Origin of the sequence: Mucilaginibacter pankratovii (assembly GCF_014773265.1) — a bacterium.
GTDB lineage: Bacteria > Bacteroidota > Bacteroidia > Sphingobacteriales > Sphingobacteriaceae > Mucilaginibacter > Mucilaginibacter pankratovii.
In genome coordinates this window covers 580,207-595,129 of sequence record NZ_JACWMY010000001.1, presented here as the reverse complement: position 1 = coordinate 595,129, position 14,923 = coordinate 580,207, and the positions used below count along the sequence as shown (strand labels likewise).

The 14,923-nt window shown below is 43.2% G+C and carries 12 protein-coding genes; 8 read left to right on the top strand and 4 right to left on the bottom strand.

Features of this window, described 5'->3' with window-relative positions; translation table 11 throughout:
• Positions 1 to 44 precede the first annotated feature (44 nt).
• From IDJ77_RS02405 to IDJ77_RS02395, 3 genes are all read left to right on the top strand, one after another.
• Positions 45 to 977, top strand: coding sequence for an ABC transporter ATP-binding protein (locus IDJ77_RS02405; RefSeq protein WP_191187322.1), 933 nt, complete (start codon positions 45 to 47; stop codon positions 975 to 977).
• A gap of 2 nt (positions 978 to 979) precedes the next feature.
• The gene (locus tag IDJ77_RS02400) at positions 980 to 3,268 is read left to right on the top strand and encodes a Gldg family protein (protein WP_191187321.1); all 2,289 of its coding nucleotides are present in this window, start codon (positions 980 to 982) and stop codon (positions 3,266 to 3,268) included.
• A 163-nt stretch (positions 3,269 to 3,431) separates the two neighbouring features.
• The gene (locus IDJ77_RS02395; protein WP_191187320.1) at positions 3,432 to 6,233 is read left to right on the top strand and encodes a M16 family metallopeptidase; all 2,802 of its coding nucleotides are present in this window, start codon (positions 3,432 to 3,434) and stop codon (positions 6,231 to 6,233) included.
• 126 nt (positions 6,234 to 6,359) lie between these two features.
• On the opposite strand, the gene IDJ77_RS27990 is transcribed toward IDJ77_RS02395, so the two are convergent.
• Both IDJ77_RS27990 and IDJ77_RS02385 read right to left on the bottom strand, forming a co-directional pair.
• Positions 6,360 to 6,620 (bottom strand): hypothetical protein, encoded by a 261-nt coding sequence (locus tag IDJ77_RS27990; protein ID WP_191187431.1) that lies wholly within the window; start codon positions 6,618 to 6,620, stop codon positions 6,360 to 6,362.
• Positions 6,515 to 6,919, bottom strand: a complete 405-nt coding sequence (locus IDJ77_RS02385; RefSeq protein WP_191187319.1) for a hypothetical protein — start codon at positions 6,917 to 6,919, stop codon at positions 6,515 to 6,517. Before IDJ77_RS02385 ends, IDJ77_RS27990 begins: the two co-directional genes overlap by 106 nt.
• A gap of 724 nt (positions 6,920 to 7,643) precedes the next feature.
• Here IDJ77_RS02385 and IDJ77_RS02380 point away from each other — a divergent pair.
• Positions 7,644 to 8,135, top strand: coding sequence for a hypothetical protein (locus tag IDJ77_RS02380; RefSeq protein WP_191187318.1), 492 nt, complete (start codon positions 7,644 to 7,646; stop codon positions 8,133 to 8,135).
• 210 nt (positions 8,136 to 8,345) lie between these two features.
• Here the strand turns inward: IDJ77_RS02380 and IDJ77_RS02375 are convergent, their stop codons facing one another.
• A complete protein-coding gene (locus IDJ77_RS02375; protein ID WP_191187317.1) occupies positions 8,346 to 8,708 on the bottom strand; it encodes a response regulator in 363 nt (120 codons plus the stop codon).
• Between the two features lie 335 nt (positions 8,709 to 9,043).
• On the opposite strand from IDJ77_RS02375, the gene IDJ77_RS02370 reads away from it, so the two are divergent.
• A complete protein-coding gene (locus IDJ77_RS02370) occupies positions 9,044 to 10,669 on the top strand; it encodes a PAS domain S-box protein (RefSeq protein WP_191187316.1) in 1,626 nt (541 codons plus the stop codon).
• A gap of 236 nt (positions 10,670 to 10,905) precedes the next feature.
• On the opposite strand, the gene IDJ77_RS02365 is transcribed toward IDJ77_RS02370, so the two are convergent.
• Positions 10,906 to 11,220, bottom strand: coding sequence for a hypothetical protein (locus tag IDJ77_RS02365; protein WP_191187315.1), 315 nt, complete (start codon positions 11,218 to 11,220; stop codon positions 10,906 to 10,908).
• A 514-nt stretch (positions 11,221 to 11,734) separates the two neighbouring features.
• On the opposite strand from IDJ77_RS02365, the gene IDJ77_RS02360 reads away from it, so the two are divergent.
• The 3 genes from IDJ77_RS02360 to IDJ77_RS02350 all read left to right on the top strand — a co-directional run bounded on the left by IDJ77_RS02360 (position 11,735) and on the right by IDJ77_RS02350 (position 14,813).
• Positions 11,735 to 12,670: a DUF4421 family protein gene (locus IDJ77_RS02360; protein ID WP_191187314.1), complete on the top strand. Its 936-nt coding sequence runs from the start codon at positions 11,735 to 11,737 to the stop codon at positions 12,668 to 12,670.
• Positions 12,670 to 14,019 (top strand): DUF3943 domain-containing protein, encoded by a 1,350-nt coding sequence (locus IDJ77_RS02355; protein ID WP_191187313.1) that lies wholly within the window; start codon positions 12,670 to 12,672, stop codon positions 14,017 to 14,019. Before IDJ77_RS02360 ends, IDJ77_RS02355 begins: the two co-directional genes overlap by 1 nt.
• A 263-nt stretch (positions 14,020 to 14,282) precedes the next feature.
• Positions 14,283 to 14,813, top strand: a complete 531-nt coding sequence (locus IDJ77_RS02350; protein ID WP_191187312.1) for a porin family protein — start codon at positions 14,283 to 14,285, stop codon at positions 14,811 to 14,813.
• Positions 14,814 to 14,923: the final 110 nt, after the last annotated feature.

The following is a 14,923-nucleotide window of genomic DNA, read 5'->3' as shown; positions in this document are numbered from 1 at the left end:
CGCGCTGAGCAGGTGCGGGATATTCTGCCTCTAAATTAAATTCAATGAACAATAATATTGTAAGGTTGACCGGGCTTTCGCACCGGTATGGGACCTCCTGGGCTATTCGTGACATTAATTTTGAGATCAGCGAACACGGTGTGTTAGGGTTATTGGGTTCCAATGGCGCGGGAAAATCAACCACGATGAACATCATGTGCGGTGTACTTAATCAAACCGAAGGCACGGTTGAAGTAGGTGGTTTTACCATGCAGGATAACCCCATCGCTGCCAAAAAACTAATCGGGTTTCTCCCACAAAATGCACCGCTTTATATGGAGCTTACCGTAAAAGAATATCTTACCCAATGCGCTTATCTCCGGCTGATTTCTAAGAAGGATGTCCCTTACGCAGTCGATAAAGCGATGGCGAAATGCGGCGTTTCTCATTTTAAAAACCGGCTGATCTCTAATCTTTCCGGAGGTTACAAACAACGGGTGGGTATTGCACAAGCCATCATTCATGAACCGCGGCTGGTGGTACTTGATGAACCTACAAACGGCCTTGATCCAAACCAGATCACCGAGGTACGGAAGCTAATCAAAGCGATAGGCGAAGAAAAATCGGTTATTTTTTCTTCTCATATCCTTTCAGAGATACAGGCAACATGCAGTCATGTGAAGATGGTCGAGAACGGGAAAATGGTTTTTGCCGACAGCATGGATGCTTTTAATAACTACATCGAGCCGGATAGTCTGGTGATGTCACTTCAAAACCCACCACCAATAGCAGCCCTGGAGAACCTCGATGAAGTAAACAGTGTGGAGGTGATCAGTGATACCAAATTCCGCATTCACTTTTCAGGAGGGCCTGAGATCTGTGAACGGCTCATCTACCGCGGCATAGAACAGGACTGGAAAATGCGCGAGATCACGCTCGAAAAAAGTTCTCTCGACCAAATATTTGCCCAATTATCAAATAAATCACCTAAGAATTAAATATGAAAAATATATTGAGGATTGCCCGGATCGAGCTTAGCCTTTTATTCTATTCGCCGGTAGCCTGGATCGTATTGCTGGTATTTATCATTCAGTCAGGATGGGGTTATATGTCCCTAATGGAACGCCTAGAGCAGGCGCAACAAATGGGTATGATCCTTAATGGACTGACTGATAGTCTTTTTGCTGGTTTTAGGGGCTTGTTTCCTAAAATGCAGGAATATTTGTACCTGTATATCCCGCTATTAACGATGGGGCTGATCAGCAGGGAAACCCATAGCGGGTCGATCAAACTGTTGTATTCCTCGCCAATCAGGGTGTTTGACATTGTTGCCGGAAAGTACCTGGCGATGATCACGTACTGTTTTCTTTTGATGACTTTGCTACTTGGACTGGGCGTACTTTCCATATTTACAATTAAGAACGTCGATTTTACCTTCATTCTGTCGGGTATCATAGGCCTCTATCTGTTGATTTGTGCATACTCTGCAGTAGGCCTTTTTATGTCCAGTTTAACGAGCTACCAGGTCGTGGCGGCGATCAGCACCCTGGTTGTACTGGCTATCTTAAATTTTATTGGTGGCCTATGGCAGGACATCGCGTTTGTCCGGGATATAACTTACTTTCTTTCTATTTCAGGGCGAGCCGAAGAATCAATCGCAGGGCTCCTGGGAAGCAATGATATTTTGTATTTCATTATCGTCATTGCGATGTTCATCGGCTTAACCTTTTTGAAGCTGCAATTCGAACGCAGGACAATCACCCTAGAGCGGAAAATCGCGGGGTACACCGGTTTGATCACTTTCATGCTTTTACTCGGCTATCTCGGCTCGTTGCCTCAATATGTTTACTATATTGATATGACTAAAAATAAAGACCGCACATTAACAAAACCAAGCAGGGAGGTGATCGCAAAGATCAACGAGCCCGTGGTGATGACCACTTATGTTAACCTGCTCGATGAGAATTATTTTTTCGGAATGCCTAACAGTCAGAATAATGATCGGAGGTCTTTCGATAAATTTATCAGGTTTATGCCATATATGCGGCTGCAATATGTGTATTACTGGGACCATTCTGAAAACGAACGCTTATACAAAGAGAATCCAGGACTAAGTGATGAACAATTGGCGCGAAAAATGGCAAAGATCAACGATATGCCTTTTGAAAAGATCCTGCGGCCGAAACAGATCAAAAAAATCATTGATCTGAAACCTGAAAGAAACAGGTTAGTCCGGACACTTTCCTACAAAGGGAAAACAGTGTTTCTCCGGATGTTCGATGATATGATGAAATATCCATCAGAGAAAGAGACCTCTGCTGCATTGAAAAAATTGGTGACTAAATCTCCAAGCGTAGGTTTTGTCACCGGGCATAGGGAACGAAATATTACTAGAACAGGAGACAATGACTATGAAGTATCAACCAATGAAATAGCTTTTCGTTATTCTCTATTAAATCAGGGCTTTGATATCCGGTCAGTGACCCTTGAGGATGCCGGACTCAAAAAAAAGGTCAATGTGCTGGTGATCGCTGACCCGTTAACAGCTTATACGCCGGTGGAATTAAAAAACCTTGCCGGCTACATCAGTGAAGGCGGAAACCTTTTGATCGCCGGTGAACCGGCTAGTCAAGCTATATTAAATCCTATTTTTAGTTTAGTGGGTGCTGAGATGGGAGAGGGCATGCTCGTACAAAAGAGCCAGAACTTTGAGCCTTCCTTTGTGTTAAGCGGGTTGGCTGCAAAAAACTGGATGCAAATAGTGGGCAACGGCGGATACTTAATGCGTGACAGTGCATTTGTAACGACACCAACGGCGACATCCGTTAGAATGTTACCTAATTCACCTTTCCGAAACTTACCGGTCCTCGTAACACAGGCCGCAAACACCTGGCTGATCCCGGACCTTCAGGTAGACAAGACCAAAGAACTGGTGGATACCCGGAAAAATGAAGACAAAAAATCCTACCCTGTAGCCATGGCACTTCGCCGGGAGACGCCGCACGGTGAACAGCGTGTTTTTGTTACCGGCGATGCCGATTTTATGAATAATTCCGAACTTAGGAGAGGGAACCCACGATCTATCAATTTTTCTTTCATGACCGATTTATTTAAGTGGTTCAGTAATGGAGAATTTCCTATAGATACTACCCGACCCGAGCCTCAGGATAATCAGATTCTGATGAATAGTGTCCAGCTAACCTGGTTACGCTGGGCTTGGATGGGTATTTTGCCTTTTCTTATAGCACTTTCTGTGTCATGGACTTTAATTGCGAGAAAAAGGCGATAAGACTTTATAGAAAAAGTTAACAGATATATTCCGGTTATCGGCCATTGCCTGCTTTTCACCGGCATGCTATGGCGGACTGCAATATTTGTAAACCAATTTCGAACTTTAAATGAATTAAAAGCTGTTTACACCGCCCTTTATAAATGAATCACAACCAATCAATATGCAAATTTCCAAATTAACCTTTTTCGCAGGGTTATTATTCTTTTCCGCAGCAGCAATAGCTCAGGAAAAGCCCCTGCCACTGGACCCCGCTGTTCGCACAGGCAAACTTGCCAACGGGTTTAGTTATTACATCCGGCATAATGCAGAACCCAAAAAGCGGGTTGTTTTTTACCTTGCCAACAAAGTTGGTTCGGTACTGGAATCTGAAGACCAGCGCGGTTTGGCGCACTTCATGGAACATATGAGTTTTAATGGCACCAAACATTTCCCCAAAAATGAACTGGTGAACTACTTACAAAAAAGCGGCGTACGGTTTGGAGCAGACCTGAATGCCTACACGAGTTTTGATGAAACCGTCTACCAACTGCCGCTACCAACCGATAATCCGGAACTCTTGCAAAAAGGTATCGCTATCATGCGGGACTGGGCACAGGAAGCTACCCTGGACCCGGTAGAGATCAATAAAGAACGCGGCGTAGTGCTGGAGGAAAAACGCCTGGGTAAGGGTGCACAGGAACGTATGCGGACGAAATACTGGCCGCTGATCCTGAATAATTCCCGTTATGCAGAACGTATCCCTATCGGAACGGACGAAGTGCTGAACAATTTTAAACCCGAAACTATCAGGAGATTCTATCATGACTGGTACCGCCCTGACCTGCAGGCGTTGATCGTAGTGGGTGACGTGGATATAGATCAAATGGAGCAAACCATTAAAACACAGTTCGGCAACCTAAAGAACCCGGCTAATGAAAAAGCGCGTGCGAAATATACCGTTGCTCTTGCAGGGACGAATCAGTTTATCTCCCTAACGGATAAGGAAGTGACTTCCACCACAATAGAAGTGTTATTTAAAAGGCCGATGATGCCCTTGCGTACTGCTTCAGAATATCGCAATTCCATTATTCGCGAACTCTACAACCAGATGCTGAGTGAGCGCTATGCAGAATTATCCCGTCAGGCTAACCCCCCGTTTGTGAGCGGGGGGGCCGGGATCGGCAGCTTTATCGGTGGTCTGGATAATTTCGATGTCAGCCTGGTTGCAAGGCCCGGTCAACTGGAAAAAGGATTTAAAGCTGTCTGGCGCGAAACGGAACGGGTTAAACGCTTTGGTTTTACTTCCACAGAGCTCGATAGGGCAAAGCAAAGTTATCTTAACAATATGGACGCCGCATTGAAAGAAAAAAACAAGACCAATTCGGATAATTATGTCCAGGAGTACCTTGCTTATTTTTTAAAAGGGACTGCAGCACCCGGTATTCAACAGGAATATGAAATGGTCAGGAAGGATCTGCCGGGGATTGCGCTCAACGAAGTCAACCGGTTATCAGGCGAATATTTTACCCAGGTTAACCGGGACATTTTGCTGATGGCTCCTGAAAAGGATAAAAACAGCCTGCCAGATGAAGCAACGGTTAATAGCTGGATAAAGACCGTGGCTGATGAAAAACTGGGGCCTTACAAAGATGAAGTAAGCACCGAGCCTTTAATAGCCGTACAGCCCTTAAGCGGTAAGGTAACCAGCACGATCAAGGACGATAAGTTGGGCACAACACTGCTCACTCTCAGTAACGGGGTCAAAGTGTTGCTCAAACCCACCGGCTATAAAGACAACGAGGTGCTGTTTACAGCCTTTGCCCCCGGAGGTACTTCCCTGTACCCGGATTCAGATTATCAAAGCGCCGCCAATGCTGCAGGTATCATTCCTTCCTTTGGCGCAGGGAATTTTAATCCCACGCAATTGGATAAGTTCCTATCGGGCAAACAGCTGGTAGTGAGGCCTTATATCAGTGAACGTATGCAGGGTGTAAGCGGAGCGGCAACTCTAAAAGACCTCGAAACAGCTTTAGAACTTTTGTATACTTATTATACATCGCCCAGAAAAGATACGGAATTGTTTCAGGGCATCCTGGCCCGCTCGAAAGCCAGTTTGCAAAATCGGGCCAACGAGCCAGGCAGCGTTTTCAAGGATACGATCAGTGCTGTATTAGGAAAATATAACATACGTCGTACAGGCCCGACTTTAGCTAAACTCGACCAGATCAGTTTAGACCGCTCTTTTGCGATTTATAAGGAGCGCTTTGGCGACGCATCCGGCCTTGTTTTTACTTTTGTAGGTAGTTTTGATGTGGAACAACTCCAACCGCTGCTCGAAAAATATATCGGCAGCCTCCCAGCCAGCGGACATCATACTCCGGCAAAGGACCTGAACATCAATATACCGGTCGGCAAGATCGAAAAAATAGTTTACAAAGGCACAGAGCCCAAAGCCAGCGTTCAGCTATATTGGTCTGGCAATTTTACGTATAACACTGCTGAAAAGGTAACGATTGATGCGCTCAGGGAATGCCTGGAAATTCGCTTGCTGGAACGGTTGAGGGAAGGTGAAAGCGGGGTGTATTCTCCTGGTGTTTTAGTACAGACTTCCAAATATCCGAAGAAACGTTACACATTCGAGGTACAATTCGGCTGCGGACCGCACAACGTTAATAAGTTAATTGCTTCCACACTTGATGAGATCAGTAAATTGAAAACACAAGGTCCTTCGCAGATGAATGTGGACAAGTGGCGGGCGGAAAGCATCCGGGCCCGGGAGTCAGAAAGCCAAACCAACCGTTGGTGGCTTAGCTACCTCAACGGTCAGGAATCCAATAGCGATGATCTGCATGCATTGGATACTTATCAATCGGATCTGCAAAAGGTAACACCTGAAAGAATCAAAGCGGCTGCAAACATGTACCTGGGTGGAGAGAATTATATCCAGCTCGTGTTACTGCCCGAAAATCAAGCCAAATCATGAAGATCGTCATGTTTGCAAAAGTAGCCTGTTGGCCATGTTGATAGGTGCGGGTGAACAGAGAAGATCATGATTCAGATCTACGATGACAAAAATCAGAGTTATTGCTCCAGTTGTTCTTACGTTTTTTCATGACGTGATATGAAGATCAGTTAATAGTAATCGCACCTCCCGGAGCAGGAGGTGCTTTTTGGGTTTTATCCGAAGCTTATGATGATCTTCCGGTTTTTTTAAATGACTGGTAATGTTGTTATAGAATAACCGATTGCGGCAATAATCTCTGATTATTCGTTGCGTGTTATCTGGCATAAAACTTGGCCGTACCGATCCTTGTAATAACAGTCTACAAAGCCATTTAGCATCCTTGCGATCAGTTTTCCGCTTAGGCATTTGCTTGATATGAACCGGATTTGCAACAATGACTTCAATACCGGCTTAGTGAGTAAGTGGTATAAGCTCATCCAATAAATACCCATGCTTTCCATCAGGCAATGATGAATATCATTCTCCTGTAACCAGTCTCTGATCTGTTTGAATTCGCAGGTGTAAGTACCAAATTCCCTGAACTCTTGATTGTTGCCATCTTTCCCGGAAATAAAGCCTACGATCTTGTCTTTGTGCATATCTAAACCACAGGCTTTATCTAATTGAGGCATAATGTTCACATCTTCAATTACTTGTTGTTTCAAAAATGTCCTCCGTTGATTATTTATGATATGCATTTTTATGAGCCCGGGTGTTTTTCAAATCATAATACTTAGGTTAGAACCCCCGAGCAGCGAGTGTTAGGGGGCTTTGTATTTCAGTGCAAAATAGCCGTGCCGGACGAAGCTGTCATCTTACGACTTGGCTGTCTGCGCGCAGATTGAAAGGATGCAAGGGATTCCGGGGGCTATTATAACTTAGAAAATTCAATACTTCCTTGATTTCAAGCGGCGATTGCTATATTTGAGCAACCGTTTATTGCCGAAGCAAGAGAGGCTTGGTTTTACCTTATTTTTAGACCGATGACTTCGAATTCCTCGACGAGACAGCAGCCTTTCAGAGCCTGTATTTGCGGCAGAACAGACTGGATCCGAACGCCCCGGCCGCTGCTGGCAAAAGTGCTGCTCTTCTGGCTGCCGCTCAGGCGGTACAAGTGCTACATGTGCGACCGGAAGCGATGGACGCTGGGAAAGTGATGGGGGGACTATTTTCGCTGCAAATAATTATTTCGACGTGATGGCCAAACTGTACTCAAAGACGACGGTTTTTACCGCCTGCGGCTGCGACCCCCGCAGTCCGGCGTCATACGAGCGACTGCCGTTGCCTGCGGCGGCCAAAATCACGCTTTCGTGGCTGCGGCTGAAGCGGTACCGGTGCCGAAACTGCGGTCGCAGGCGCTGGATGATGCCTTAGCACATTAAATCTTTATTGGGCAATGCAATTTGTTTAAAGCCGAAAATCATATCTGTGAATATTGTTAAGTCCACCTTTCTGCGCGCGAGCTGGCTCGCCAAGGCCCTAAGCGTTGTCAGCCTGCTCGTTTTGACGAACACGCCCCTGCTGTACGTTCTCGTCATCCTGCCGTCACCCGATGCGGCAATGCAGCCGTTTTGGCCTTTTGCGGCAATGCAGCTATTTCCCTATCCGCTGGTATATTTTGCTCTCGCGAAGACCTATTGCCGCCTTTTCGGGCTCATCGGGCTCAGGAAAAGCACCAGCCTGAAAGTTCTCTTTGCGGCCATGGCCGCGATTTTTTGCGCGGCAATTTTCATCACTCGCCAAAGAGTGCACAGCCCGTATGTTCAAGCCGTCGTTCTCCTCTGCTATTTCTTTCCCGCGCTGATAGCGACCGCAATCGAGTTCGTATTGTTTCCCATTCGTCAAAAGCGACCGGCGAAATCGCCTGAAACGCCGAGATAGTTCGCTAACAGAGGCAGCGTTTGTCGCTTGCCGATCCTGCCAGAAACTATCAGGCAAAAAAAGCCTCCAGAGGAGGCTTTCTGCATATAAAGACGGGGGAAAAGCGACGAGGCGTTTGGAGGACGATCTTGAAATGCCGCTGCAAGGTAGCGATGCTTTCCGGTGCAATGACACGTTTCCGGAGACTAATGGCGTCGGCGGCGCCGTTGCTCAGGGTTCTCGGCCGATGTAGGCCTCGACAACATCGCTGATTTCTTCTATATCGAACGGCTTCATGATGCAGCCGTCAGCGCAATTGTCCATGGAAATTTGCCCGATGTCGGTAAGGGCCGATATGATTATTACCGGGACATCCTTGGTGGCTTCATTTTGCTTTATCTCCAAGCACAGGTCGCCTCCCAGGCTGCTCCCTATCCAGTGGTCCAAAAAAATCAGGTCGGGCTTCATGCGTTCAATCTCTGCGAGGCCTATCACGTTGGACTTCAGTACTATTTCCACTTCGCTATTCTCGCAAATGATGCCGAGCAATTCCAACGTAGCCTCATCATCCTCGATAATAAGAATTTTTTTCATTGCTAAACTTTAGGTTCGGTAATATAGTCATTAATATAGCTAAAGCCCCATCACGCTTTAATAACCTTTATGCAACTGCACGCAAGAGAGGGCAACTCGCGGCTCACGCAAACAATAAAGACATCTTCTTGTCTTCCTTGTCTTTTTCAGGCAGGCTTCTTTGAGATAAAATTAGCCGTCTTATTCATCCTCGTTTCAAATCCGGAGAGATCCTAATACCTTATTTAAAACTTTGCTGCAGGTGTACTTCAGTAAGATTTCAGTAAGTTAGCAAATGGGTGATACAGACCATTGTGGTGTCCACAAGCGCCCGACTATTAATTAACGGCAGCGATATGAAAAGAATTTTATTAGGGTACGAAGCCTTTATCCGGGCTAACATTTCGAGCTACTCAGACAACAATGATCGCGACCTGCGTTATTGGCAGGACCGATTGTTTAGTAATTTTCTTGTTTATTGCCTTCCTATAAGTTTAATAGCACTATTACCCGGTGTGTTCATGGCCTTAAAAGATGGGTTCCTACTAATCGCGGTCGTGGATCTTGTTTGTTTCGGCCTGATCATGCTAGTGACCGTTGCGCCAAAGGTCAAACTGCGTTATCGGAAGATCAGTGTGATAACCATTTTCTATGTCCTGGCTATTTTTCTGATCAATACGCTAGGTTACCTTGGCCCCGGCGTATTTTACCTCTTTTTTATTACCATGTTGTCAGCATTGATATTTCCAATACGCTATTCTTATTTTTCTATATTTTTAAACGCAGCACTGCTTGCCGTCTTCGCCTTTATCATTGGCTTTAAACTTTTCCATTCTGCATTGATAAACGAATACAGTGCAGGGAAATGGATCGCATTCAGTGTGAACCTGATCTTTGCAAGTACTGTTATCGTCTTACTTATTGATAAAATCTTTCAGAGTCTCCAGTCGACCATCGTTGACAAAACCCATTTGCAGCAACGCTACCTCCAGATATTTAATAAGAGTCCGTTGCCCATGTGGTTATTCGATACGGATACTTTTAAATTCCTTGATATAAATGAGGCTGCAACCGAGCATTATGGCTATACTAGAGAAGAGTTTCTGTCTATGACGATCATGGATATCAGACAAAAAGAAAATATCCGTCAAACGGAAGAACTGGTTCGTACAAATAAATTATCGGGTGAATATTACGGGGGCGTTTCGCGGCACCTAAAAAAAAACGGCGAAATTATTTATGTCAACGTTGAAAGTAATTTGTTGAGCCTGGACGGGCGTCAAGTCCGACTTGTACAATCGACAGATATTACCACTCAATTGGAACATCAGTTGGAATTATACGAGGCCAATCTGAAAGTTAAAGAATCAGAGTCCAACCTTAGGACGTTGTTTGATAATGCTATCGATGGCTTTGTACTATTAGACCAGCAGCATAAGGTTAAATTATTTAACCCAAAAGCTTCGGAGTCCATGAAGTTCAATAAACATCAAAGCCCCTTCAAAATCGGGTGCAGTATTTTTGATTATGTTGAGACATCGCGCCTGGCCTATTTCCATGAGATCATTACCAAGGTTTATAATGGAGATACAGTTGATTATGACCGGATGTTCCGAACAAATGGGGCGGTCCAATGGATCCGTTATACCCTTAACCCCGTATGGGAAGAACAGCGTATAGTCGGGGCCTGTATAACTGGAAGGGACGTCACCGAAAGGAAATTATACTTGCGTTCTGTTGAGGAACAAAACAAAACTTTCCGGGAAATATCCTGGATGCAGTCACATCTTGTTCGTGCGCCATTAGCGCGCATTATGGGGTTGTTGCCGATGTTACCAAACGCAGCCGATGACCTGGAGCGTACCGAGCTCATCAACTTTCTGAATCTATCTGCTCATGAACTGGACGACATCATAAGGGAGATCACGGACAAATCCACCGTAATCATGGCGAAATACGGTGAGCCAAAAGGTCTGGACTGATACAATTATTTACAGACTTGGCAGAACACAATTGGAATTTTAGAATCATTTTTAGGAATTTGAAAGAATTAGCAAGTTGAATGAAATGGTTTCGAGCCCAATCTGGGGATGAAATAGGGTAGCGTGCCTTGGGATACTGTATGTCCGGACAATGGGTAATTTTCGAACCATTTTATAGATAAATTGCGAAAAATTGGAAATTAATGGTGATAATATTAAGATAATTGGACTATGAACTATAAAAACGAATGATAGTAGTCAGTTAATAGCTTTATGATCTTGGATTTTGATGGCTCTTCCTCAATCCATTGAGGAAAGGCGGGATGAGGATTAACCTCCCAAATAATAAGTTCTCCGTTTTTATCGTATGAATAATCAATAGCTCCAAAATCTAAATCTAAAACTTCGATTGCTTTTGAAAATATTTTTTTTTCTGTTGCACTATATATCGTTTGCATAAATTGCTGCTGTTCATTTTCCATCTCCTGATTTCTAATTGTATTGTCTCCATGTAAATACCAATTTCTTGAAATATGCAAATTGCCGGTCATCGAATCAGCTCTTGTGCTGAAGGCTCTGTAGCGACGATATAAGAGATCTGAAAATTTTGTATCAATCCATTGTATTGGAGATCATCACCTACACTTTAATGTTGGTTTCAGTATTCAGAATGCCCTGGGAAAAGTTTCTTCTCACAAATAGGTAAATTAAATTATCATCCAATCTAGATTGTTAAATCTTTAGCTTTCTCACGCTTTTTCAGGCTCTTCTGTGTGTGCGTTTAGAGACAGACATGGTATATTTTATATTGGTTTATTTTGCACCAATCATTACTTTATTGATAAAGGGCATTTGACAATAATTTAAGTCAGATAGCCTATTTGTTATCAACTTACTTTTTTAATACTTCTGCGATTTGTATATTTACGCTTCGAGCAACAATGTTTACTTTAAAGTGTAATTTTGAATTTAAATCTGTTCAACATAGCTCGCGGCTGTTTATGCACCCTACTTTGCTTTTACAGTATTGCAATAAAAGCTCAGGATACTACTAAAGTATTTCAATTGGCGGATAGCGCATATTTAGAGAAATTTGATGATTGGTTTGTTTTAAAAACTTCTATTGTTAACACAGCCGAAGTGCTTACCGCCAAAACCGGTAATTTTAATATTGCATTAGAGCCCAATACTTCAGAAATCCTCCGTACTTATTTTAGTTATCAATTCATTTCGTTTTATTTTGATTATCTGCCACGTTCCGCATTAACAAATAACGATAACCTTGAGAAAGGCAAAACACAGTTATTTACGCTGGGCACAAATATTAATACTCCCCATTGGTTTGGTGGCTTTAATTACTCAAAAACAAAAGGCTATTACGTTGTAAATACCCGCGATTTTCGTGATGACTGGCAGGACGGGGATCCATATATACAAATACCTGATCTTCATGTAACGAGTTACGATGCATCGGTAGGATATAATATTAATTCGCATTTATCTTTGCCGGCTTCGGTTTCGCAAACCGAGCGACAGCTTAAAAGCAGCGGATCTTTTTTACCAAAGGCTATTTTTCGCTATTACATTATTGATGATCGAACCCCCACCAGCAGTTCCAATCAAAAATCTAATAATTTACAGGCTTTGTTAGGTGCAGGTTTTCAGTACACCTTAGTTTTAAAAAGGTCCTTTTATTTGGTAGGCGCGTTTACGCCTGCATTTGGTTACATCGTTACAAAGGTACGAACAACAAGTACGGACTTTACATCCAGGTTTACCCAACGTGGCCCAATATACCAGTGGGATGGTAGCTTTGGTTTAGGTTATAATAGTCACCGCTTTTTTGCCGGCACCTACCTTACTGCAACATCAGCTAAATATTCGCAGGGCCTAACGTCTGCAGAAAATCAGAATGTCAATCTCTTTTTTCAAATATTTGTAGGCTTCAGATTACCAGCTCCTAAGTTTATAAGTAACAGTTACCATAAAATATTTCACTAATGCAGCAACGCTTCTGTATAACACTTTTGTTGCTATTTACATTTCTATCTGGCTGGACGCAGACACCAAATGATAGTGTGTTTGTACAAAAGAAAAGATTTGGCAGGGCAGCAGCGGAGTTGTTTGTTGTACAACTTTTGCCATGGAGTTATGATAAATTTATTACTAAAGCTGATTGGGCTAAGCTTAGTATTAAAAGTATTGGCAGCAACCTGAATCCTAAAAACTGGGAATGGGATGATAATAGCTTTAAGACAAACCAGTTTGGGCACCCTTACCATGGTAATTTATACTACAGTACTTTTCGAACCAACGGTTATTCTTTCTGGCAATCCGCGCCTGCTGCTGTATCAGGCAGCTTCATTTGGGAGGTGGCTGCTGAAACTAACAAATTTGCGCCGAATGACTTTATAAACACAAGCTTGGGTGGAATTGCATTGGGAGAAATGACCTACCGATTATCCAGAAAAATCGTTAATAACCGCTCGAGAGGAGCCAAACGGCAGGCCCAGGAAGTATTCGGATTGATTGTAAGCCCCTTAAATGGCGTCAATCGAATTTTAAACGGTGAATGGGGAAAGGTACATGGCATGGTCGATACCGCTCAAAAACTCACTGCATACATCAACATCGGTTCCCGGCATTTTAATATAAAAACCTATCAGCAAAACCTTCGCGGCAGAGAAGAAATTTACCTCCGTTTACGCCTCATCTACGGTGAAAAGTTTGAAGAATCTGAAACTCCTTTCGAACATTTCTCAACCGTTATGGAATTGGGAAACGGAGACTCCACCTATATCAACAACTTACAAGTAAGCGGCGCATTAAAAACCTGGCCAATGCAGTCAGCCGGAGATGGCCGCCACCTTTATACCGTAACCATGAATTACGACTTTATAAAAAATAACGCTTTTCAATATGGCGGGCAAAGCTTTACGTTTAAATTAATGTCTAACTGGAACGAACATTCAAAGATAAAATTCACAAGCGAAATTGGCAGCGGTATTGTTGCTCTCGGAGCCGTACAAGACAAATATCTATATTATGGTGAAGGCCGTAATTACGATTATGGTGTGGGTATTATGATGACTGCAGGCGGCACAATAAACTTTAATAACCTGTTAGAAGCAGAGTTTAACTATAAAGGAAGCCGTTTTGAAACGGTGAACGGCAACCCGTCTTCCTATATACTTAATACTTTAGCGGCAGATGTCCGCGGCTTTCTGGGCAAACGTTTTTCGTTGGCTGCGGGTGTTGGGCAATACACTTTAAACGGTTTTTTTAAAGGATTTGACAATGTTGCTGAGGTCTACCCTTTTGCTCGATTTTCTTTAGGTTACAAATTATAACAACAAAGAATTATTTAAATAACATCTAAACTTTCGATTAATAATTTCGTTAAGAAACAAAAGAGCACAGTGGCGTAGAAGATAAATAAATCTGTGTCGGCGATCTGTATTTAAGCAAAACGTATCAAGAGTATTATGCGATTCGCAGCAATAAATGACAGAGGTCATTAAGACAATAAAACACAGATATAAAAAACGTTTTAATCACAATAAATCACCAACCGGTATCCGAAAACATATGCCGGTATTAAACACATCACCAAATGAAAAAGGCACTAACATTCATCATTGCATTAACCAGTTTTATGATCAGCGCTAAAGCCCAAAAAGGGAACAACCAGTTGCAATTAGGGGGACAGGCAGCATTCCCGGTAAGCGAATTAGGCGACGTAACAAAAACGGGATTTGGTTTTTCCGGCAAGGGAATGTACGGAATTGGGACTTCAAGTCAACAAGTTACATTTGAGGCTGGGTTCAATCGGTTTACTGTAAAGAATCTACCTTCAGGCGTTGATGGCCACTACTCTGCAATTCCGATCTACACAGGTTATCGGTATCTTATTGGCGGTCTTTCTTTGGAGCCACAAGCAGGTATATCTATCAATAGAGTGGTGGGCTCGGCCGGCAATCAAACAGTAAGCAGCAGTGAAGCAAATTTTGGCTGGGCCACAAGCATTGGTTACGAATTTAATAATATAGAGCTAAGCGTAAGATACCAAAGTTCTGATGTAAAAGACTCTGACGTTGATCTAACTTTTGTAGGAGTAAGATTAGCTTGCAATTTTGGTCTCTAAGCCAATAGTCAACATTTATATATAATAAGTGCCAGCCTTATGGCTGGCACTTAATTCAAGCTTAAGCATTTTAACAACACACTTTTACAACAAAGCTACTCAGCGAAGTA